The sequence below is a fragment of the Alistipes sp. ZOR0009 genome (assembly GCF_000798815.1).
Classification (GTDB): domain Bacteria; phylum Bacteroidota; class Bacteroidia; order Bacteroidales; family ZOR0009; genus Acetobacteroides.
In genome coordinates this window covers 67,660-91,010 of record NZ_JTLD01000025.1, presented here as the reverse complement: position 1 = coordinate 91,010, position 23,351 = coordinate 67,660, and the positions used below count along the sequence as shown (strand labels likewise).

The window sequence follows — 23,351 nt, the reverse complement described above, 5'->3', positions numbered from 1 at the left end:
GACTGAATTTCAATTCAGTCCCCTTTTTTATAATCTTTAGAGATCTCTACAACGACCTAACAATGGTGGCTTCTCGATCTGGTCCCACAGAAACAATCTTAATTGGAACTCCTGTTTCTTCCTCTATAAATTTAATATAATCCTTCAACTCTACAGGAAGTTCGTCGTACGATTTACTGTTGGAAATGTCAGTCTTCCATCCCTTAAATTCTTTATATACGGGCTCTATTGGTTCGTCTATTTCATAAGGAGTATAGTCGACTTCTTCGCCTCTTACCTTATAGCGCACGGCTACTTTAATTGAATCAAATGTATCAAGGACATCTGCTTTCGTCATGATAAAGCCAGTAACCCCATTAAGCATTACGGCATATTTCAATGCAACAAGGTCGAGCCATCCAGTTCTTCTTGGTCTTCCTGTTGTTGCACCAAATTCTCGTCCAATTTTGCGGATTTCCTCACCAACCTCGTCTTCCAATTCTGTTGGGAATGGTCCACTGCCAACGCGCGTACAGTAAGCTTTAAAGATACCATAAACTTCGCCAATACGAGTTGGAGCAATCCCTAGTCCAGTACATGCACCAGCACAAATAGTGTTTGATGATGTTACAAAGGGGTAAGATCCAAAATCTATATCAAGTAAAGCACCTTGAGCTCCTTCAGCCAAGATTGTCTTTTCGTCTTTTAAGTATTGGTTAATTACATGTTCGCTATCGATAAATTTGAATCGTTTCAAATTTTCAATTGCAGCAAACCATTTTTGCTCGTACTCAGCAACGTCAAATTGAAAATCGTAGTGCTTAAGTAGCGATAGATGCTTTTGTTTTAGGGCATCGTACTTCTGCATGTAGCTAGGAGCAATGGTATCACCAATGCGCAACCCATTTCTCCCTGTTTTGTCCATGTAGGTTGGTCCAATCCCTTTAAGGGTTGATCCTATCTTGTCCTTACCTTTTGCCGCTTCCGATGCTGCATCCAAGATGCGGTGAGTTGGCAGAATTAGGTGCGCCTTTTTAGATATTACAAGCTTGTTGGTCAAATCGGCACCTGTCGATTCAAGCTGCTCTATTTCTTCAGAAAGGATAACGGGATCGATAACAACTCCGTTACCAATTACGTTAATTGTATCGTGGAAGATACCTGAAGGAATGGTGTGAAGTACAAATTTAGAATCGTTGAATTCCAAAGAGTGACCAGCGTTAGGACCACCTTGGAAGCGCGCAATCACCTCATAGTTTGGTGTAAGCACATCAACCACCTTACCTTTACCTTCGTCTCCCCACTGAAGACCTAGAACCACATCTACTTTCATCAGAAAAAGCATTAAATTTTTTACTTCAGATGTAACCCGCACACCCAAACGCAAATTGCGAAAAGGAATGCGGGTTGCAGTTGTTCATTTTTCCAGTTCGTAAAGTTATAAATTTACGCAATCCAACCATGTTAATGATTATAAATTTTCATCTTTCAAAAAACAGAAAAAGAGGAACAAACAATGTTTGCACCTCTTTTCTAGATGGTTTGAATTGAAAAGAATTTTTATGGTAAATGCCGTAAGGCATTACTTAGGCAAGATCGTTGCTCTTCTTATTTTTACATTTTTGGCATAAGCCGTAAAAATAAAGCGAATGGTAGGCTATTTTGAAGTCCATCAGCCGTCCAGCAGTATCCTGAATTTCCTGAATTCGCGGGTCACAGAATTCGATAACATCTCCGCATTCCAAGCAAATTAGATGGTCGTGCTGGCTGCATTCAAACGCTTTTTCGAATTGAGCCAAGTTTTTGCCGAACTGATGCTTGGTAACCAAGCCACATTCAAGCAAAAGCTCTATGGTGTTATAGAGCGTAGCCCTGCTTACCCGATAGTTTTTATTTTTCATGTGGATATAAAGCGTTTCCACATCAAAATGGCCTTCGCGGGAGTAGATTTCATCCAAAATCGCAAAGCGCTCAGGAGTTTTGCGATGCCCTCTTTTTTCGAGGTAATCGGTAAATATCTTTTTTACAGTTTCGCGAGAATCGACGCAAATCATATTGTTACATTTACGGATATTATAGGCTACAAATTTATTTAGATTTATTAAAAATCAAAATTTTAAACCTACTTATAGGCTAAAATGGGTGTTTTTTATTGAAATGAGGTTATTCTTCTACCTTTTCTACCCTATTAATGGTATCAACACCTTTAACTTTCATGAGCCCTAGAATCAAGTTGTTTAGGTCTGTTCTATTGTGCACGTATAAATCCATGGAGCCTTCAAAAATTCCATCGTGGCTTTCGATACTAAATCGACGCATATTTACATTGAAATGCTCCGAAACCACCTTTGCAACATCGCTTACAACCCCTATTCGATCAATACCGCGGATTTCTATCCTACTCAAAAAAGACATTAACTTATGAACCGACCATTTTGCATCGATGATGCGGTTGCCGTGCTGTGCCGAAAGCCTTATTGCTTCCGGACATCCCTTTTTATGTATAACAACGTCATCTTTATCGTCTAGATATCCTATTACATCATCTCCGGGAATTGGTTTACAGCATTCTGCCCTAACGTAGGAAAGAGTTGCTGTATCATCAACTACGCTCTCTTCTAAAAGAAATGGCTTCTTCTTGTCTATAGCTGGCTTATCCTGAATTTCATGTTCATCAGCAGGAGCAGAGGATGGTCCAGAGGGCGTATTTAACCGAACAAGTCCGCCAAACGTAATATTCCAGTATCTCACAAAACGGTTGGGCGTATTTTGCTTTAAGATCTTTTTTATATCGTTTAGGTTTATAATGCCCGCTCCTATTTTACTGTAAAATTCCTCTTTAGTATGAACTTGGTAGGCTGGAAGAAGTTTGTTTAAAATGCGTGAACTTGATGTAAGCCCAATTTCCTGAAGCTTTGCATTTAAAATTTCCATCCCTTTGGCTGTTCTATTTTTGACTTCAGCCTTCAAGGCGCTTTTTATGTATGTTTTTGCCTTTGCGGTTGATACAAAGCTAAGCCATTCACTTTGCGGTTTTTGGTTGTTTGCCGTTAGAATTTCGACCTGATCTCCACTACTAAGCACGTAGTTTAAAGGCACCAACTTGTGGTTTACTTTTGCTCCGATGGCATGATTTCCTATCTCTGAGTGGATTTCGAAAGCAAAGTCGAGAGCGGTAGCATGCTGAGGCATAACTTTCTCCTCGCCTTTGGGCGTAAAAACTATTATTTCGGCACCAAAAAGATTCAATTTAAAATCTTCGAGAAACTCAATGGCATCATTTTTTGGGTCTTCAAGCAACTCTCTAATTCTACGAATCCACTTGTCTAGTTCCGATTCGCGATCAGCAATAGACTGTACGTTTTCCTTATACTTCCAATGGGCAGCAAATCCTAATTCGGCTATATCATTCATCCTTTGAGAACGAATTTGCACTTCTACCCAAGTGCCAAAAGGTCCCATTACGGTACAGTGCAGTGCTTCGTAGCCATTGGCTTTGGGGCTACTCACCCAATCTCTGAGTCTATCCTGCTTTGGTTTGTACAGTTCTGTAATAATGGAGTAGATATGCCAGCATTGCGCTCTTTCTGGAATACCTGGAGAAGGTTCAAAAACAATTCTAATAGCAAACAGGTCGTAAATCTCCTTAAAGGGAACCTTTTTTACCTGCATCTTCTTCCAAATGGAGTAGATAGATTTCAGACGGCTACTTAAATCGTACTCAATATTGCTTTCGTGGAGCTTTTCTATTATTGGTTGGGTAAATAGCTGAATAAACTGATGCCGATTGGCTTCCGATTCCTCTATTTTCCGCAAAATTCCGTTATACGCTTCGGGGAAGCGATATTTCAGGCTTAAATCCTCAAGTTCTGTTTTTATTGAGTAGAGCCCTAAACGATGAGCAAGAGGCGCAAAAAGGTAGATCGTTTCGCTGGCAATCTTCATTTGTTTATGCGCAGGCATAGAATCGAGGGTGCGCATATTATGAAGGCGATCTGCTAGCTTTATTATTATTACGCGAATATCATCGGTAATGGTTAGCAGCATTTTACGAAAATTCTCAGCCTGAATGGAGGAGTTCTGATCAAAAACACCGGATATCTTAGTCAGCCCATCGACCATTGAGGCTATTTTGGGGCCAAAGCGATGGGAAATATCATCAACAGTATATTCGGTATCTTCCACAACATCATGAAGTAGAGCTGCACAAATTGATTTTGCGCCAAGTCCAATTTCGTGAGCAACAATGCGGGCAACTGCTATCGGATGTAGAATGTAAGGTTCTCCCGACTTACGCCTAACCCCTCGGTGCGCATCGTCGGCAAATGCAAATGCTTTGCGAATTAACTCTAAATTTTCAGAAGCAATATCGCGCACTCGACTACTGAGCATCTCTTCGAAACGCTCGTTTACCATTTCCTGTTCCTTCCGATACATATCGCCTGTTGTGTCCGCCTTTGCCATCTATGTTACCCTCTATTCAAAAAGATGCCTATGCATCTGCATCTCAATTATAATTCAATATATAAAAAATCCTGAGTATCGGTACTCAATAGTTACCCTTTTTTACCGACAACGACTTCTGTGAAGTCGGATGGATTTAGGTGCTTCTGAGCAAGCAAAAGTAGCTCGTCTGAAGTAATATTCTTCACTCGATTGAAATGTTCTGCAATAAAATCGATAGGAAGGCCAGACTGGTATAAATCTAGTATCGCATCAACAATTCCAAAGGGCCCGTCTAGCATACGCAGCATCTCTCCCACCAGATAGTTTACGACCAGAGACAGCTCCGTTTCATCCACTTTTTCAGAGCGAAGAATTTCCATCTCCTTCTTTATTTCAGCTAACGTTGCATCGGTAACTGCGCAGCCAACCTCTGTTGAAATGGTAAGGTAGCCGCTCTCCTGCAGAGCTACAAGCGATGAGAATATTCCGTAGGTATATCCCTTCTCTTCCCTTATATTATTCATAAGCCGAGAACCAAAGTACCCACCTAACACTGTTGTTAGCACATGCATGCCCGAGTAGTCTGGATGGCTACGAGAGAAAAGCACTCTCCCAACCCTTATGGCAGACTGTACGGCATCATCCTTGGGGATATAAATAGTGTTAGGCTCGGGAAGATTGGACAAGTCAAGTTCATTACTGTCAAAGCTATTACGACGAATTACCGGATCAAACGCAATAGCAACTTTAGACACAATGTCTTCATTAACCAACCCAGAAACGAACAGCAATGCTCCCTGAGAAAGGAATCGTTCTCGATGGTAATTTTTTAAATCAGATGCAGTAAGTGCATCATAATCCGACTCTTCAGCAAATGAACCATACGGATGATCGCTTCCATACAAAGCGGCAGCCTGCTGTTCGCGAGCGACGTACATTACCTTCCGTTTTTCGATGCTTAGCGAATTTTTGCGCTTTTGGCAGTAGGTTTCAAACTCCTGATCGCTGTAAGTAGGGGAAAGGATAATTTCTTGAAGAACCTCTAAGGTTGCATCGAGGTATTTATCCAAACAAAAGGCAGACACCATGGCATGATCGCGATCAATGCTGTAATCGACATGCGATCCGTAAAAGTCTAGTTTTTCCGCGATTTCTTGCGCACTAAAGCGGTTGGTTCCTTCTGGCATTAACCCAACGGTTGATGATGCCTGTAGGCTCTTAGACTGATACTTCGTTCCTGCAGGAAATTGAAGCGTAATGCGAACAATGTTCTGCGTTCCTATATTTAACCAAAGGACTTCTCGTCCATCGGAAGTAAAATATTTTTGAGGCGTAGGAATTTCGAGCCTATTTGGTAGCGAAAAACCAGGCTGAATTGCTCTATTTAGCATACCATCTACTTTTTAGCGATGTAACGTAAGGTTGAAGAGTTGCTATCAACAAGGAGTTTGGATGCAACATCAATCAGCTCCTCGGCAGCTACAGATCGATACTTATCAACTTCGGTATTTATCATGGCAGCATCTCCAAGCATTTGATAGTAGCCCAAGTTCATTCCCTTATTAAGAATGCTGGTTTCACCAAACACAATCGATGTTTCGTATTTATTCTTCACCTTCTCCAACTCATATTCCGATATTTTTTCGGAAAGCAATTTGTCCACTTCCGTAGCTATAGCCTTTTCAGCCTGCTCAAAGGATACACCTTTGCTGAGTTTACCAGAGAAAACAAATAGTCCAGGATCGACATCACCAGTAAGGTAGGCATTAACCTCGGTAAATAGACGCTGATCCTGTACCAAACTCCGGTACATACGAGCCGATTTACCATTGGAAAGAATATCTGAGAGCATATCAGTAGCGTAATAGCGAGAGTCTAGCCTATCGCACATATGATACACCTTATAGAGAGCCGATGTTGGCACATCGCGCTCTACCTCCAGCTCCCTTAACTCAGTTTGGATGGGCTCTTGTGGAATGAGATCATCACCCATATACTGTGCAGGGATGTCTCCAAACCACTTATTGGCCATCTCGAAGATATAGCGCTCGTCAAAGTCGCCAACAACGCTTAGTATGGCATTATTGGGGCTATAAAATTTGTTGTAAAAATCAGTAACTTCTGTCAGCGTGGCGTTGGTGATGTGTGAAATTTCTTTGCCAATGGTTGGCCATTGGTACGGATGTACCTGATACGCCAAAGATCGAAGTAGTAGCCAAATATCGCCGTAAGGCTGGTTCAAATAGCGCTGGTTGAACTCCTCTGTAACCACGTTTTTCTGAACACTGAGACTTTGCTCGTTGATGTTCAACCCAAACATACGATCCGACTCGAGCCAAAAAGCTGTTTCTATATTCTCTTTGGGGAGCGTTTCGTAGTAGTTGGTATAATCGTTGTTGGTAAAGGCATTATTCTCTCCTCCAGCCATCTGTAGCGGATCGTCGAACGAAGGTGCATTCTTGGAGCCACTAAACATCAGGTGCTCAAAAAGGTGGGCAAAACCTGTACGGTTCGGATTCTCGTTGCGAGCCCCCACCTTGTACAGCAGGTTAAAGGCTGCAATGGGCGACGACCCATCGCGATGCGCGATAACCGTCAGCCCATTTGATAGCGTATACTTCGAAAAATCTATCATCAAACTTAAAAGTTAATGGACGAAATGGCAGCTCTAACCTGCCCAAACTCTGTAACAATCTCGTCGACGATTTGCTTAACAGGTTTGATTTCTTTTACCAAAGAGGCAATCTGTCCAATTTCGAGTTCCCCCTCTACTAGGTCTCCTTCAAACATTCCTTTTTTAGCCCGTCCCTTCCCCAATAGAGCTTTAAGTTCGTCAGCCGAAGCTCCACGATCTTCAAGTTCGGTAACCTTTTGATAGAAATCGTTTTTTATAAGTCGAGTAGCCCCAATCTTCTTTAGGCTAAGCATGGTATCTCCTTCCTCAAGCGAGGTCGAGTGCGTTTTAAAGGCTTCGTGAGCAGATGACTCCTGAGATAGCGCAAATACGGTACCCAACTGTACTCCATCTGCACCAAGAGCCATCGCTGCCATCATACCGCTACCCGATCCAATACCTCCAGCAGCAATAAGAGGAAGCGAAATAGCCTTGCGCACCTGAGGAATCAAGGTTAGCGTCGTTGTCTCCTCACGTCCATTGTGCCCTCCTGCTTCGAAACCTTCGGCTACCACTGCATCAACACCCGCATCTTCGCATTTTTTTGCAAATTTGGAACTTGAGACCACGTGTACGACAGTAATCCCCTTATCCTTTAAAATTTTTGTCCATGTTTTAGGATTTCCGGCTGATGTAAATACAATCTTCACACCCTCTTCAATGATAATGCTCATGATTTTCTCAATCTCGGGGTAAAGTAGCGGCACATTGACCCCAAAAGGCTTGGTAGTATTGGCTTTTGCCTTCTGAATGTGCTCCCGTAGCATTTCGGGATGCATCGATCCAGCTCCCAAAAGACCTAATCCGCCCGCCTCAGAAACCGCAACAGCTAATCGCCAGCCGCTGCACCATACCATACCACCCTGAATTATGGGGTACTGAATGTTAAAAAGTGAAGTTATCCTATTGTTCATTTTTCGTTTTTAAATTGGAAGTGCGAAGTTAATCATTTAGATAGTTAATCGGTAGCAATACTGGTGTTAAACAGAATTTAAACGCTCGCATCCTCTAATGTTATTTTGATGGATTGCACTTAAACAAATGGGGCTAACATCAAGTTATAACTTGCTAAAAAGAGCATACCAGACTTGTTAACCAAATAAAAGACATGAAATCAAAACCACCTGTCGCCCGTGCTCTTTTTTTTCTTTTTTTTGTTAAATATTTGACAAGTAGCCCTGCGGCTACCCGTCAACCTATAAATTGAGCAAACAAACAAATACAGCAGGTAAATGGAATGGTTTGAGAATCTCTTCATCAATCACTCGGTAATTCAGGCAGTCGTACTTCTATCCACCATCATCGCCTTGGGCCTTTTACTGGGGCAAATTAAGGTCTTAGGAGTTTCTTTAGGGGTAACTTTCGTTTTTTTTGTTGGCATATTTGGGGGGCATCTAGGGCTATCCATCGATCCTGATACGCTTAACTACGCCGAAAGTTTTGGGCTAATCCTCTTTGTATATGCGCTAGGATTACAGGTGGGGCCATCCTTTTTTGCCTCGTTTTTTAAAGGCGGCATAAAGTTGAACATGTTGGCACTAGCCGTAGTATTTGTAGGTACGCTCATGATGCTGGGCTTCTACTTTACGACCAACATCTCGCTTCCCGAGATGACGGGAATTTTTTGCGGGGCAGTTACCAATACACCTGCGCTGGGAGCAGCCCAACAAACGCTAAAGCAGCTAGCCGTAGACTCGGCAGCCTCACAACCGAACCTAGCATTGGGATGTGCCGTTACCTATCCCTTGGGCGTTGTTGGGGTTATCATAGGTCTCATTCTTCTAAAAAAAGTAGGCTCGTTAAAGCAGCATAATAGCGGCAGCGAGGAAACCAGCACAGAGACCTTTATTGTGAGTTTCAGCATATCGAACCCTGCCATATACGAAAAAAGCATCGAAGAGGTTGCCTCTATTATCACCAAAAAGTTTGTTATATCGCGAGTATGGCATGGCGATGAGGTGACTATACCCAATTCCGAAACCATACTCCACAAAGGCGATAAAATTCTGGTAATTACTGATCCTAAAGAAGTGAAAGCGCTCACCACTCTTTTTGGAAAAGAGATTGAATATGACTGGAATAAGAACGATATTGACTGGAATTCTATAGATTCACAGCTAGTTTCGCAGCGCATCGTGATTACTCGCTCGGCTATTAATGGAAAGAAACTCTCGCAGCTAAAGCTACGCAACCGCTTTGGAGTAAATATTACCCGCGTACACCGTTCGGGTATTGATCTGCTGGCCACGCCAGATTTAACCCTACAGATGGGAGATAAGGTTACCGTTGTTGGCAACCAAAAGTCTATTCAATCAGTAGAAACCGAGTTGGGAAATCGTATAAAGAGGCTCCACGAACCCAATCTGGTAGCCATATTTATTGGCATTGTGCTTGGACTTGTGCTCGGCTCTATTCCCATAAATATTCCAGGTGTATCGCTGCCTATTAAGTTAGGATTAGCTGGAGGCCCCATTGTGGTCGGGATACTGATGGGGGCATTTGGACCGAGATTTCATATTGTAACCTACACCACCAAAAGTGCTAACCTAATGCTTCGAGGTGTTGGAATTAGCCTTTACTTAGCTTGTTTAGGGTTAGATGCGGGTACCCATTTCTTCGAAACCGTTTTTCGTGCGGAGGGACTTATTTGGCTAGGCATCGGATTCACGCTAACCGTACTTCCCGTTCTTCTTGTAGGCGCATTTGCCCTTTTAGTTAAGAGGATGGATTATGCCACTGTTAGCGGCATGCTTTGCGGAAGCATGGCCAACCCAATGGCTCTAAACTACGCAAACACAGTTGTCGATAGCGACGTTCCTTCTGTGTCATATGCTACCGTTTATCCGCTTTGTATGTTTATCCGGGTTGTGTTAGCTCAGCTAATACTGCTTATTTTTATGTAGATGAACTAAAATAAAGGCGGCATCTCGAAAGAAATGCCGCCTTTACTTTATACTTCTAGAAGCTAGTTCATAGATTCTGTTATGTCGTACGAAACTTTGATGATTTTACGCGTTTCGTTATCCACACGAATTGGTGTATACGTATCGATCACGGTAGCGCTAGATAGTCCATCCTTACGATGGCTCACCACCCTTTGCGCTGCTCCCAAACGAACGTTATTCCATAGATGGGTAAACGAATCTTTATCTTTACCTGTGGATAAATAATCCTGTAGCGCATCCGAACCTAGTAGCTTATCTTTAGAAATTCCCATCTTTTGCACTACCTTATCGCTAACATTTACGATTTTACCATTTAGATCGTACTCTGTCCAAAGTACCGACTTGCTGATAGCCTCAATAAGCCCTTCTTGCTCGGTATGCTGACGCAGCGACTCCTCTTGGGTCGAGCGTAATTCCTCCAAATTTTGGCGCATTTCCTCCTCCTGCGCGGCCATCATCTCAGCCTGAATTTTAGACTGCTCAAGCAATCTTTGAGTCATCGAGCCCGTTTTGGCAAACGATATGGCAGAAGCAAAACTATCGGCAATTTTCAAGATAACTTCTCGCTCGTACTCGGCAAAAAGTTTAAACGAGGCTATTTCGAGTACTCCTAGTACTTTGCTATCATGTACAAATGGAACAATGAGAATATTCTTGGGGTTAGCACCACCTAAGCCAGAGGTTATCTCAACAAAGTCGTTAGGAAGTTCGGTTAGGTAAACCGGTTCCTTTTCGGCAATACAGGTACCAATAAGGCCTTCGCCTGGCTTGAAACTACGCTTCATTAGCTTATGCCTATTATAGGCAAAGGCGGCAACTAAATCGTAGCTTACATCTATTTCATTATCCTCATTTAAAAGGAAAATTCCTCCTTGGTTAGCATCAACAGAATACACAACCTCCTTTACCAGTGTTTTGCAAAGCAAGTCAATATCGTGGTTGTTGTAGCGAATGATGTCGTTTATTTTGGCGATAGTTTCGGCAGCCCATCTTCTTCTATCATCATTTACTTGACGAATTTCATCCTCATCTTTAGCCTTCTTTAGGTCGTTACGCATGCGTAGCAACGATTTCCCTAGGATATCATCTTCGCTCATTAAGGTTAAATCTACGTTTAAGTCTCCCTTTCCTATTTGATTGGCGAAATGCTCCTTTTGGATAAGGCTATCGAGCGTTTGATTAAGAGCCTTACTCATGTCTCCAAGCTCATCATGAGTCTGCACGTTAACCTTCATATTCTGCGATACCTCTCCCCTGGCCATCCTGTGTAGCAAGCTGGTAAGTTGCTTAATTGGGTTCGTTATGCTTGTTGATAGTATTAAATTGATAATCCAAATTAGCGCCAAGCCCAAAAGACCGACCAAAATGGAAATCATGAAGTTTCTATTGGTTTGCTGGTATATAGTTGAAACGGGAACTGATATACCTAGCGACCAAGTGTCTCCATCACGCCCAATTGCGATAGGAGAAAAAGCAAAGTAGCGCTCCACTCCCAGCGAATCGTTGGCAATAAAAGAGAATCGCTTACCATTTTTTATGCTATCCAAAACCTGAACATCACAATCCTTCCCCAAAAGCGCAATTACCTTTTTGCTTAGCATCTCCTTATTAGGAAAACCTGCTATAATTCCATTTTGAGAAATCAGCATTGCTTCTGCATCAGGGAGTGGCTTTATTCCTTCAAGTAGCTTTTGAAACTGGTTAAGAGTTACATCTTCCGCCATTAGTCCAACGAACTTTCCATTACGGAGTAACGGCACTGCAAGGCTTGTCATCATTTGCGCCTCGGCTTTGCCTGCTGCAAAAACGTCCATGTACGGTTCGAAGGCATTCTCCTTTTTAAGTACTTTTTGGTGAGCATAGATCTCGGGGTCTCCGTCCAAACTTCTTTCTGTAATTGACTCCTTCGTTTGTCCTCCTTCTGTCCAAATGGTAAAAGCAACCCTTCCACAGTCTTTACTCCAACCAGGTTTAATGTAGGAGTACTCCCAGCTATCCCAAAATGAGTAAACGTTTGGGTTTGCCTTAAAGGTGCTTCTAATCATGTCATTTTTCAAATCCATGAAAGCAGGAATCCCCACATTTTCATTTATAATAGAGGTGCTAGCCAGCGTCCGAAGTGCGGACATGTCGGAGTTCAAGTTGGAGCCAATTTCACCAGCATACCGATCCGAATAAGAAGATATTAATTTGGCAGTCTGATCAAATGCCGCTTTACGATTAGAAACGCTTATAAATCCAAATACAATTAAGTAAACAATAACAACAGAGCCCAAAATGTAGAGTTGAATCTTCTGCCTTATTGATCGATTAAGGTTAAGGTTAATATTCATTTTAATATGTCGTAGTTTGTAGTCCCAAAAATAATTTTTTTAATAGTTACTAGTTGTTTTTAAGGTTTTTATTTTGGAAATATGTAAAAAAAGCGGGAAATCCCCGCCTTTTCTATTTTTCTATTCTAATTCTTGCATCAACAGCAACTACCTTATCTTTGCTACCCAGAAGCGGATTGATATCCATTTCAAAAATTTCGGGAGCAATTTTGCATAGTTCAGAGACCCTTTCGATAACTTTAGCGTATAATGCCTCGTTAACAGGCTCCTGCCCTCGAGCACCTTCTATAATCTTATAGGATTTAAGGCTACGAATCATGCTTAGAGCCTCTGTATTACCAATTGGAGCTAAACCCGAAGTAACATCCTTAAGTACCTCGATAAAGATTCCTCCTAATCCACAGAAAACAAGATGGCCAAAAGCCCCTTCCTGTTTTGCTCCCACAAATAGCTGCGTACCAGTAAGCATTGGCTGAAGAAGTATAGCTGTAGTATCTTTAATCTTCATCATACGGTTAAATTCGGTTTTGGCAACCTCTTCGCTATTTACGTTAAGAACAACACCGCCAACATCCGACTTATGAACAGGGCCTACTACTTTCATTACAATTGGGAAACCTATTTCTTTTACCGCAGCAATACAGCCAGCTTCCGTATCAACGACCATCTCTTTTGCTCTAGCAACCCCTGCTGCATCCAAGAGCACCTGTACCTTTTCAGGAGATAGGTAGCCATTTTCTGCTTCGTCTACAATTTGTCGAATTGCTTTAACATCCAAATTAAGCGAATTGCCATCAAGTTCTGCAGGTTTGGGGGTAGCGTGTACCTTCGCTAACGCCGCTCCGAAAACTACCTCATCAGGGAAATTTACACGGCCTTTAGATAAAAATTCCTTGATCTCATCTCCGACGTTGACAACACTGGGTAGAATTGGATATATCGGCTTTTTGCATTCCTTCATCTTCTTATCCAGAACATCATACACATCGTATACAGGAAATAGGCCTGGACTGCCAAAGATAACGGCCATCGCATCTATATTATCAAAATCATTATCGCATGCGTCAATAATGTCGCCTAGCTGCTGAGCGGTTCCTGTAGCCAAAAAGTCTATGGGATTGGCAACTGATGATCCAGCAAAAAGTTTCCCAAGCAATTCATCGGCTTTTGGTCCTTCAATGGCAGGAACATTTAATCCGTTATTTGAAAGAACATCTGTAAGCATCACAGCAGGTCCACCAGCGTGGGTTATCACCGCTATGTTTTTTCCCTTTAACTCTGGATGCATAAAGATGCCAGCTACAGTCGCTAACTCCTCGCGTCCATAGCAACGAACAATACCAGCCTTACGGAAAAGCGCATCGACAGCAACATCAGGACTGGCAAGTGCACCAGTATGCGAAGATGCAGCGCGGCTACCAGCCTCTGAGCATCCAGACTTAATAGCTGCAATTTTACAGCCCTTCGAAATTAACGAAGAGGCATGCTTAAGTAGCATATCTGGCTTGTTGATACTCTCTATATATATTAGCTTAACCTTAGAGCTTACTCCTTCTTCATAGCTTTCATCGAGGTATTTGATAATCTCCTCGACCCCCATTTGAGCGCTATTTCCAACTGAATAAACACTTGAAAATTTTAGACCATTGGGTATCCCAGATTCCATTATAAATACGGCTGTAGCACCTGATCCAGAGACAAAATCAATCCCTTGTGGATCAAACTTTGGAATTGGAGTGGTAAATACACCTTGGTAGTTAGAATTCATAACGCCAACGCAATTTGGTCCAATTAAGCAAGCTCCATTAGCATTTATGATATCAACAATTTCATTCTCCAACAAAGCGCCTTCTTCACTTTCCTCATGAAATCCAGCAGACAAAATAATGAAAGCTTTGGTATTCTTTTTTTCTGCTAATTCGCGAACGGCATTTGGGCAAAACTTGGCAGCTATAGCTAAAATAGCCATATCAACCTGCGGTAAATCCTCTACAGCAGCAAAAGTTCTTACTCCTTGAACATTGTCGGCCTTAGGATTAACAACGTATAAATTGCCAGAGAAGCTTCCATCTAAAAGATTTCTTAGTACCTTACCTCCAGGCTTTTGAATATCATCACTTCCCCCTACAACTACAATGCTTTTAGGGTTTAAAAGTTGACTAGTTATCATTTGGAATGTTTTATTTTTTATGCGGAAAAGTTACAAAATATTTAAATACATACGCAAAAACATTCGAATATTTAGAAAAACATTCATTTTTAGCTACAAAATATAAGCAAGCCAACATAAAAAAAGGAGATTACACATCTCCCTTTACTATCGATTTCAATGCATCTTCTAGGTTCGGATACTTAAAAACATATCCAAACTCTTTTAACCGACGAGGTACAACTTCTCTCCCGCCGAGCAATATCTCATTTACCATTTCTTCACCAAAAAGGGATTTTAATGCAAAAGTTGGAGTGCAAAACACCGTAGGCCTATTAAGGGCTTTCCCAAATGCTTTTACAAAATCTAAGTAGCAGGCGTATTCAGGCGAAACCAAGTTAAAAACTCCTCGTGCCGTGCTATTTTTTATTATCCAAATAATTGAGTAGGCCACATCGTCTCGATGAATCCACGGAAAAGGTTGCAAACCATCTCCTATTTTACCACCGATTCCGAATTTAAACGGCTGCATCAATCTTGTCAAAAAACCGCCATGCCCCAAAACAACGCCTGTTCGGACAATTACTAGCCGCTCAACCAAACCTTCAATCGGGAGTATAGAATCTTCCCATTTTTGACATACATCAGCAAGAAACCCATTTCCCTTTTCTGAAAACTCGTCTGCTGGATCAGCACCTAAATATTCATAGCCATAAAAGCCAACTGCAGATCCTTGGATAACAATTTTGGGTTTCCTGTAAGCCATACTAATTGCATTGGCCAACGCTGTTGTAGCAATGACTCTAGATTGCAATATTTCGCGCTTACGGGCAGATGTCCATCTTTTAGTAGCAATTCCCTCTCCTATCAAATTGACAACCACGTCGGCTCCCTCTACAAATGGAGTTAAATCAGCATCTGAAAATCCATTCCAAGGGGAGCAAAATATCTTTGGATGATTAAAGGTTATTGAGCAAATATGAGGATTACGGGTTAGTACTTCAACATCGTATCCCTCCAATGCCAATTTATGGGCCAAGTTCGAGCCAATAAAGCCCGTCCCTCCCAATATTGTAACTCTCATAACGCACCATTTTAGAAATCTAAAATTACACCAATTGTTGGAAGAATAGTGCCCGATCCATCTGTTTTAATTTCTTTCAACTTATACCTATCCGGAGTACCTGGTATTACTACTGGCTTTCCATCGGCTCCAAGTTCTGGGATATAAATATTGGCACGCTTAACCTTAAAGTTCAGCACATTCTGGATGTCTACATAGAAATTCATTGACCATTTTTTCAAATAGTATGTTTTATCAATCCTCAAATCGAGCTGCTGATAGGAAGATAACCTAGCCTCATTAAATTGAGAGTAGTCGTAATACAAACCTCCAATTGCATCGTATGCCTCTTTTATACTCGACTTATTTAAATCGTATGGGGTATATGGGCTACCTCCAAGGTATCTCCATTTTACCCCCGCTTCCCAATTTTTGCCGAACTTGCGAGATCCAGTTATCGTTATAATATTTCGGTTATCCCATGATGTTGGGATCCAACTCTTGCTTCCACTTTTTAGACTAAAATTCTTAGTCCTACTCCAAAATAGGGTATAAGCGCCAACTAAGTTGAATCCGTAAAAATCTTTCGTGCGATACATGAGTTCAATGCCATATGAGTGCCCCTGCGCTGTAGAAAGTAGCTCTTCGTTTCCAAAAACACCGTAATCACCTCCTTTGCTCGCAATTGAAACGGAGTCAACTACCGAAAATAGATAGTTCTTGTACACCTTGTAAAATCCCTCTAGGGTTAACTTATCCTTTTCAGTAGGCCGATATTCTAACCCTGCCACAATGTGATCAGACTGTATGTATTTTAAGCCATTTTCCTTGTTAATTAAATATCCATTGCCATCTTCATACCCAAGAGATGTCAAAGGAGGCATTTGGTAGTATCTACCTGCATTAAAATTAACAAATAGTCCATTGAAAATATTATAACTCAACGAAAAACGAGGTGAAATTTGCTCTAATGGATTGCTCATAGAAGACGAGTAGCTATTCCCATCAGCTCTTACTCCTAAAGAAAGAGCAAGCTTTTCATCTAAATAATTTCTCGAAATATTAAAGAATGCACCATAGCTGCATAGATTGAAGTAGCTATGAAAATCGGTAACAGAAGGTGCACCACTTTTATAACCAAGCTGAAAGGTCGAATTTTGGTATTCTTCTAAACCTACATTCGCTCCCCAACCTATTTTAAAACCTGAAAGAATATTGGTATGCTCATAACGCAGCTTATTTTTTATTTCTGTTGAAGAGTAATCTAGTATTTTGGGGGCTGCTTCATTATTATTCGGGTATTTATAGGCTTTATTATAAAACTGAGACCTACTTAGCACCCATGTGTCAACTCCTTTAGTGCGATAATGCTTAAATACCGTTCCCAAAGTGTAATTCCATTGATCATTTTCGGGAAGACTATTTAGTATAAATTGCTGCTCATCATTGGGCTTTTTAAGGCGAGTATTAAGCCTATTCACATCATATGCTCCTAAACCTATAAATAGAATTTCGTTTTTATCATCAATTTTTGATTTCAACTTAAACTGGACATCATTGTAGGTTGGCAGAAAGGGCAATTTTAGAGTTTTAAATAGTAGCTGAAGGTAGCTTCGACGAACAGATGCTATGAAAGTGGTTTTCTGAGAAAGAGGGCCATCAACGGTTAACCCCAAATCTGAAGCCCCAACAGTTGCTCTAAACTTAAGCTTATCCTTATTACCATCAATCATTCTAAAATCAAGAACAGAGCTAAGGGCATCGCTAGTAGCTGCAGGGAATGCTCCTGAATAGAAATTTACTTCACGAATAAAATCAACGTTAATAACCCCAACAGGCCCTCCAGAAGCACCTTGAGTCGAAAAGTGATTAATGGTAGGAACTTCGACTCCATCCAAATAAAACTTATTCTCGCTAGGTCCACCACCACGTACAATTAGGTCATTTCGAAATGCGGCAGCGGAGGAGACCCCCGGAAAAGACTGAATTACCTTTGAAATATCCCTATTTCCCCCTGGATTTTTTTCTATTTCCTCTATCCCAATTCTTGATAGGCTAAGAGGGCTTTCAATACTTTTTCTAAAGCTATTAGCCCTTACTGTAACCTCACCAATATTTACAGCAGTTTCCTCCATTGGCACATCTAAAACAGCTCCTTTAGCGTTAGTTGCTAAAACTTCGCCAGAAATAACAGGCTTAAAACCAACTGCTGAAACATAAAGTTGAGTATAACCTGATTTTATTCCTTTAAGCTCATAACGCCCCTTTTCATCCGCAGTTGTACCTTGCTTGGTTCCCCAGACACCAACTGTTGCAAAAGGAATCGGTTCCCCATTTTTTATGTTATATATACGTCCCTTGACAATTGCATTATTTTGTCCCAAGGAACTAATTGCAACAAACAAAAGGCAAATAGCCAATATTTTTTTCATAGATAACGTCTTTTGAAGCTCAAACAGCAAATGGAAGCAATTGTTTTATAGACACGGGAACGCCAGTTCAAATTCATCGATATAAAATAAAAAAGCCCTATGCTAGTTGGCAAGGGCTTCAGTATAAGTTTATTTAGAATGGGAGATCTTCGTTACCTTCCATTGAATCTGCTGGCGGAGGAATTTCGCCAGGCATTGGAGGCATACCTGCTGGCGCACCTCCAGAATTTGCGCTAATACGCCAAGCTCTGATATCCGTGTACCACCTTTCGTTGTACTCTCTCGATTCAACATTGAAGCTAACGGTTAGCATATCGCCAACATTAACTCGGTGCAAATCGGCAACCTTATCGCCCCATGCAGATAGGCAAACTTTTTTAGGATACTGTTCGGTAGTTTCGATAACAAAATCTTGCTTTACCCATTCTCCATTCTTTCCATTGCCACGTTGCTCGGGCAACAACTTTAGTAATCGTCCAGAAATTTCTAACGCCATTAGTACTATTCTTCAAAAATTTCAATCTTAGTAATCTTATCTCCCTGACGAATATCGTCAATCACCTCTAAGCCTTCATATACCTTGCCAAAAACAGTATGTCGGCGGTCTAAGTGCTGCGTATTTTGACGACCATGGCAAATAAAGAACTGAGAACCTCCGGTATCCTTACCAGCATGAGCCATTGAAAGAACACCCCTATCGTGATATTGGTTGTTACCACTTGTTTCGCACTTAATAGAATAACCAGGACCACCAACACCAGTACCAATAGGACATCCACCTTGAATTACAAAATTTGGAATTACACGGTGAAAAGTCAAACCATCGTAAAAGCCAGACTTTGCTAGCTTACAAAAGTTCTCAACAGTGTTTGGAGCATCTTCTTCGAAGAAGTTAACCTTCATTACTCCTTTTTCAGTATGAATTGCTGCTGTTCTCATTGTACAACGTTTTATATTTGGCTACAAAGGTAAACAATAAGGTGGAATTAGAGATAAAAAAGGCTACAACCATCTTAAAAATGGGATAGCCTTTGCGTAAATTTTAAAACAGTTACCGTATTGTTAACTATGAGGATTGATATCAATCAGCTCTATTTCAAATATTAAAGCAGCATTTCCTGGAATATCCTTACCTGCACCTCTTTCTCCATAGGCCAAGTTAGATGGAATATAAAGGATAATTCGTCCTCCTTTGCCTATAAGCTGCACGCCTTCGGTCCATCCTTTGATAACCTGATTAAGAGGGAATGTTAGAGGTTGCTTACGTTTATAGGAAGAATCAAACTCTTTTCCATCGATTAATGTTCCTCTGTAATGCACCACAACAGTATCTTGAGATGTTGGTTTTGCATTGATATCACCTGCTGCAACAATTTTATATTGTAGTCCACTAGGTAAAACAACTACGCCAGGCTTTGTTCTATTATTTTCAAGAAATGCATTTCCTTCTTTTAAAGCGGCTGCTCCTTCATTATTTCTCATTTCCATAAAATAATTTTGAACAAGCTCCATCGCTTTACCCTCTGTCATCAGCATATTAGACTCTTTTTCGCTGAGCATATTGCCAATTCCTTTTCCAACCAACACCTCATCTACATGCTTAATCTTGAATTGCAAAAGAGTTCTACCCATCGACATCCCTATCGCATAGTTAACCGAATCCTGGTGGTTTTTTAAAACTACCTTAGCAGGCTGAGCAGTAGCTGCGCTCTTCTTCAACTTTTGTGCAGGCGCACTCACTGCTATGCAAGCAAATGCAGCAGCAGCCCCTAGTATAAATACAACTTTAGTCATTTTACAACTTTTTACTTAATCAAAATTTGGCGGGAGCAAAAATAAAATGGCTGTCGACATTTTCATGAAGACAGCCACCTTTATAACATTTTTAAGAATTACTTTGTAGCAGGAGCCGCTTTACCCTTAATAACGTCAAGAAGTTCTACTTCAAAAATAAGAGTAGCGTTTGCTGGAATAACACCACCAGCACCTCTTTCGCCATAAGCAAGGTTAGCAGGTATGAAAAGTTTAATCTTACCACCCTTACCAATTAGCTGAAGACCTTGAGTCCATCCAGGAATCACACCACCAAGAACAAAACGAGCAGGCATGCCGTTTTTCTTAGATGAGTCAAACTCCTTACCATCAAGGAACTTTCCTGTATAGTTTACAACAACGGTATCCGAAGGTGTTGCCTTTACAGCAGCGTCACCAGCAGATTCAATCTTATATTGTAGACCTTCTGGTGTAGTTACAACCCCAGATTCCTTTTTATTCTTTTCTAAGAATTCTTTACCTTCTTTCAAGTTGTTATCTGCAGTTTCTTTTTGAAGCTTGGTAAAGTAGCTCTGAATGATGGTCATAGCCACTTGATCATTCATTTTTACCTTTGAAGTGTCGCCACTTAATACGTCTTCAACAGCTTGTGCAAGAATTTTGTAATCAATATTCTTTGCATGGTAGGTTTCTAGGTTACGTCCAATGCTTAAACCAAAAGCGTAGCTAGCAGAATCGTTTAAGTTAGCAAATTTTCCGCCTCCCTTACCACATGAAGAAAGCAAAAATGCTGCAACAACAGTCGATAGAATTACAACTCTAAACTTCATAATTGCGTTAATTAAATTTTTTAGCGAAAATACTCTATTATTTCTATTGATGGTCAATTCTATGTTACAAAATGAAAAAATGAATCCTTTTTTTTAAGTATTACTCCATTTTATACTATAAAGAATTAGCCACCAACCAGTAACAGCTCAATGAAAAACTTTTCAGATGAGCACCTATATTAACTGAGTTGAAGCAATATTTATTGTGCTCGATGACTTTTAATTCAAACTATTTTAGATTCCTATTCTCAGTAATTGCCCCATTTTTATCCATGCAGACATATGCTATATCGTTTTTGATGAAAAGCCATAGAATTTTGACACTGTTTGCCTTCATTGATTATACGGCACAAATAAAAGAATACCTAGACCTAACGATATAAGCATCATCCGAAAGAAATCCACATCCTTAAAAACTACAAACAGACAAATTGTAATGCATAAAACACCTATATTCGAAACAAAAAATGGAATACATTGGCTATATAGCTGCATTTTGCACAACCTTCGCATTTTTTCCTCAAGCAATAATGGCTATTAAGACAAAAAATGTTTCGAGTATTTCTCTAACAATGTACTCAATCCTTTGCTTTGGAGTCTTTATGTGGTTTATTTATGGAGTTATAAAACAAGACATTCCACTTATTCTTGCCAATTTCATTACACTAATCCCATCACTTACAATACTCTACTTAAAAGTGAAATCCATTAGAAGGAAATAGTAGAAGTGTAAATTTGCATTCAAAAGTTACATCTTGAAAAATAACGTATTGAGGTTACTTTCTGCAAACGTATCACGAACATAGTCAGGTTTGCTTGTGATACCGACCAGAAAGCCTCCTCCGCCAGCACCACAAATTTTTAGGCAATAGCTACCCGATGTTATCCCCTCTTTCCATAGCTGATGCAAATGTGGAGGAATTAAAGAATGCATACATCTTAACTGAAAATCAGAAAGAAGTGTTAGCGTATCTCTAACATCAACCCCAGATGCAATATTATCAACGCATTTGTTAGTAAGGTCAATCAGGCTCTGCTTTGATTCAACATTCTCTGCAGATTGCATGTATCCAATAAAATTGGATATTAAATTGTTTGAACTTCTTTTTATACCAGTATCAACCAAAAAAAACTTAACTGCTTGCAAGCTGAAATTTAAATTAGCCGAACGTACCTGATTATTATCGTCTACAATTAGAGAGGTATCAAGATAAGATACAAGCGGATCAATACCCGAACTTTTACCATGAAATAGAGCTTCTAATCGTCCAAGATGGCTTTTTAACTGAAAAATATCTTCTTCTTTTACAATACAATAGCGATCGTAAAGTGCAGCACAAAGAGCACCTGAGCTGCCTATTCCATATCCTTCAGGTATTGAAGAGTCAAAAAAAAGGCCCCTATTAAGATCTCTTTCAAGTGCAGGTATGTCGAAAAGAGGTGTAAGAGTACTATCCTTCCGTATGTATTCAAATAGTCTACGAATACTAAGGTTAGAAGATATGGCATATTCATTATCTAAGCCGTTACTTAACCTCAAAACTCCAGAATAGTTTGAAAAAGGTAAACAAAGAGCTTTTGATCCTAATATTATGCCATACTCGCCAAATAGTAACAGCTTTGAGCTAAATCTCCTCCCGTCTCTCATTATGTTGTCATGTGATTGATAACGGGTCCATTACCCAATCCATCAAAAATAATTCTACCCCTTTCGCAGTATTGACGAAGTGACTCAATAAAAGGAAGTACCTCTTCCTTGTCTTTCTCAAAATATAGAAGGTGAATATTGGGACCTGCATCTATCGTAAATCCCAAATTTAAACCAGTATTTTCTCTAAATTCCTTAATCTTATTAATAATCAAAATGGAGTTTGGCTCTAATAGCAAGTATGGTGGATTTGAAACCATCATCATAGCATGTAGCTCCAAGGCCTCCTGCTCAATAACCTCAAAAAACTGCTTAAGGTTTCCCGTTTTCATGGTATCAGCAAGCTTGTTCAGATTTTTCTGTGCATTTGCATACCTAATATCGGCAAACGGATTTTTCGACATTAGGTTATGGCCAATAGAGCTACCAATACGTTTCTCAGATTCGGAAATCAGAAGAATCGCATCCTGGATATCATGAAAAATAGGATCATACGACTTAAATGGCACGGCAAATTCATCGTTTGATGCCAGAATATTGGTATGTCCCCATACGCTATACCCACCAAACACCGAGCGCGCAGCACTTCCTGAACCTAAACGAGCAAAATACGAGGCAAGCTTATAGAAACCATCATCAACATCCTTTTGTGTCACATGGTAAATAAGGCTCGACACGCAGAGCGCAATGGATGCCAACGACGAAGCCGATGATGCAATTCCCGCAGAATGAGGAAATGTATTAGAGCTGCTAATGCAGATATCTATGCTTTTAAAAAAATGGGTAACCTCTCCCAACCCTTTAAAGAATTTCTCCAATCGTTCCCTAAACTTTTCATTTTCGGCTCCTTCAAAGTCGAGTGATACTTTTAGTTCCTTGGCAGGAGTAAACACAATCTTAGTTGTTGTTCTAGATTCCCGAAGGCTAAAGCTGAGGGATGCATTACAAGGGAGCTGTTTCCCATGTTTGCCCCAATACTTAACAAACGCAATATTAGATGGAGCCGTCCAACTTACGGTAAATGGTTCCGCAAGATTGATTGGCAAAAAGCTTAGAGTGTTTAAGTAAAAGTTCATGTT

18 protein-coding genes are annotated in these 23,351 nt (G+C 40.5%); 2 read left to right on the top strand and 16 right to left on the bottom strand.

The window, feature by feature from the left end; all coding sequences use genetic code 11:
* Positions 1-46: 46 nt before the first annotated feature.
* The 6 genes from L990_RS08590 to L990_RS08565 all read right to left on the bottom strand — a co-directional run bounded on the left by L990_RS08590 (position 47) and on the right by L990_RS08565 (position 8,013).
* Complete coding sequence (locus L990_RS08590) at positions 47-1,312, bottom strand: adenylosuccinate synthase (protein WP_047447688.1); 1,266 nt, start codon at positions 1,310-1,312, stop codon at positions 47-49.
* 253 nt (positions 1,313-1,565) lie between these two features.
* Positions 1,566-2,033, bottom strand: coding sequence for a Fur family transcriptional regulator (locus tag L990_RS08585; protein WP_047447685.1), 468 nt, complete (start codon positions 2,031-2,033; stop codon positions 1,566-1,568).
* A 109-nt stretch (positions 2,034-2,142) separates the two neighbouring features.
* Positions 2,143-4,443 carry a RelA/SpoT family protein gene (locus tag L990_RS08580; RefSeq protein WP_231562267.1) on the bottom strand — a complete coding sequence of 767 codons (2,301 nt, stop codon included), beginning with the start codon at positions 4,441-4,443 and terminating at the stop codon, positions 2,143-2,145.
* Between the two features lie 92 nt (positions 4,444-4,535).
* Positions 4,536-5,816, bottom strand: a complete 1,281-nt coding sequence (locus tag L990_RS08575) for a M16 family metallopeptidase (protein WP_052180862.1) — start codon at positions 5,814-5,816, stop codon at positions 4,536-4,538.
* A 5-nt stretch (positions 5,817-5,821) separates the two neighbouring features.
* A complete protein-coding gene (locus tag L990_RS08570; protein WP_047447683.1) occupies positions 5,822-7,060 on the bottom strand; it encodes a M16 family metallopeptidase in 1,239 nt (412 codons plus the stop codon).
* Between the two features lie 5 nt (positions 7,061-7,065).
* A complete protein-coding gene (locus L990_RS08565) occupies positions 7,066-8,013 on the bottom strand; it encodes an NAD(P)H-dependent flavin oxidoreductase (protein WP_047447681.1) in 948 nt (315 codons plus the stop codon).
* A gap of 318 nt (positions 8,014-8,331) precedes the next feature.
* Between L990_RS08565 and L990_RS08560 the strand changes: the two genes are divergently transcribed.
* Positions 8,332-10,002, top strand: coding sequence for a putative transporter (locus L990_RS08560; RefSeq protein WP_047447678.1), 1,671 nt, complete (start codon positions 8,332-8,334; stop codon positions 10,000-10,002).
* Between the two features lie 62 nt (positions 10,003-10,064).
* On the opposite strand, the gene L990_RS08555 is transcribed toward L990_RS08560, so the two are convergent.
* The 8 genes from L990_RS08555 to L990_RS08520 form a co-directional block, all read right to left on the bottom strand.
* The gene (locus tag L990_RS08555) at positions 10,065-12,377 is read right to left on the bottom strand and encodes a GAF domain-containing protein (RefSeq protein ID WP_047447677.1); all 2,313 of its coding nucleotides are present in this window, start codon (positions 12,375-12,377) and stop codon (positions 10,065-10,067) included.
* A gap of 112 nt (positions 12,378-12,489) precedes the next feature.
* The gene (locus L990_RS08550) at positions 12,490-14,547 is read right to left on the bottom strand and encodes an acetate--CoA ligase family protein (RefSeq protein ID WP_047447675.1); all 2,058 of its coding nucleotides are present in this window, start codon (positions 14,545-14,547) and stop codon (positions 12,490-12,492) included.
* Positions 14,548-14,677: 130 nt separating this feature from the next.
* A complete protein-coding gene (locus L990_RS08545; protein ID WP_047447673.1) occupies positions 14,678-15,610 on the bottom strand; it encodes a TIGR01777 family oxidoreductase in 933 nt (310 codons plus the stop codon).
* An 11-nt stretch (positions 15,611-15,621) separates the two neighbouring features.
* Entirely contained in the window at positions 15,622-18,021 is a 2,400-nt protein-coding gene (locus tag L990_RS08540) for a TonB-dependent receptor (RefSeq protein WP_047447671.1), read from the bottom strand.
* Positions 18,022-18,154: 133 nt separating this feature from the next.
* Entirely contained in the window at positions 18,155-18,517 is a 363-nt protein-coding gene (locus L990_RS08535; RefSeq protein ID WP_047447669.1) for a DUF3127 domain-containing protein, read from the bottom strand.
* Positions 18,518-18,522: 5 nt separating this feature from the next.
* Positions 18,523-18,960 carry a peptidylprolyl isomerase gene (locus tag L990_RS08530; protein WP_047447667.1) on the bottom strand — a complete coding sequence of 146 codons (438 nt, stop codon included), beginning with the start codon at positions 18,958-18,960 and terminating at the stop codon, positions 18,523-18,525.
* 123 nt (positions 18,961-19,083) lie between these two features.
* The gene (locus L990_RS08525) at positions 19,084-19,815 is read right to left on the bottom strand and encodes an FKBP-type peptidyl-prolyl cis-trans isomerase (RefSeq protein ID WP_052180861.1); all 732 of its coding nucleotides are present in this window, start codon (positions 19,813-19,815) and stop codon (positions 19,084-19,086) included.
* A gap of 98 nt (positions 19,816-19,913) precedes the next feature.
* A complete protein-coding gene (locus L990_RS08520) occupies positions 19,914-20,624 on the bottom strand; it encodes an FKBP-type peptidyl-prolyl cis-trans isomerase (RefSeq protein ID WP_052180860.1) in 711 nt (236 codons plus the stop codon).
* A gap of 467 nt (positions 20,625-21,091) precedes the next feature.
* On the opposite strand from L990_RS08520, the gene L990_RS08515 reads away from it, so the two are divergent.
* Positions 21,092-21,346 (top strand): SemiSWEET transporter, encoded by a 255-nt coding sequence (locus tag L990_RS08515; RefSeq protein WP_047447665.1) that lies wholly within the window; start codon positions 21,092-21,094, stop codon positions 21,344-21,346.
* Between the two features lie 26 nt (positions 21,347-21,372).
* On the opposite strand, the gene L990_RS08510 is transcribed toward L990_RS08515, so the two are convergent.
* Together L990_RS08510 and L990_RS08505 are read right to left on the bottom strand one after the other, a co-directional pair.
* Positions 21,373-22,272, bottom strand: coding sequence for a mevalonate kinase (locus L990_RS08510; protein WP_047447663.1), 900 nt, complete (start codon positions 22,270-22,272; stop codon positions 21,373-21,375).
* Positions 22,272-23,348: a diphosphomevalonate/mevalonate 3,5-bisphosphate decarboxylase family protein gene (locus L990_RS08505; RefSeq protein WP_047447661.1), complete on the bottom strand. Its 1,077-nt coding sequence runs from the start codon at positions 23,346-23,348 to the stop codon at positions 22,272-22,274. The genes L990_RS08510 and L990_RS08505 overlap by 1 nt, the downstream gene beginning before the upstream one ends.
* Positions 23,349-23,351: the final 3 nt, after the last annotated feature.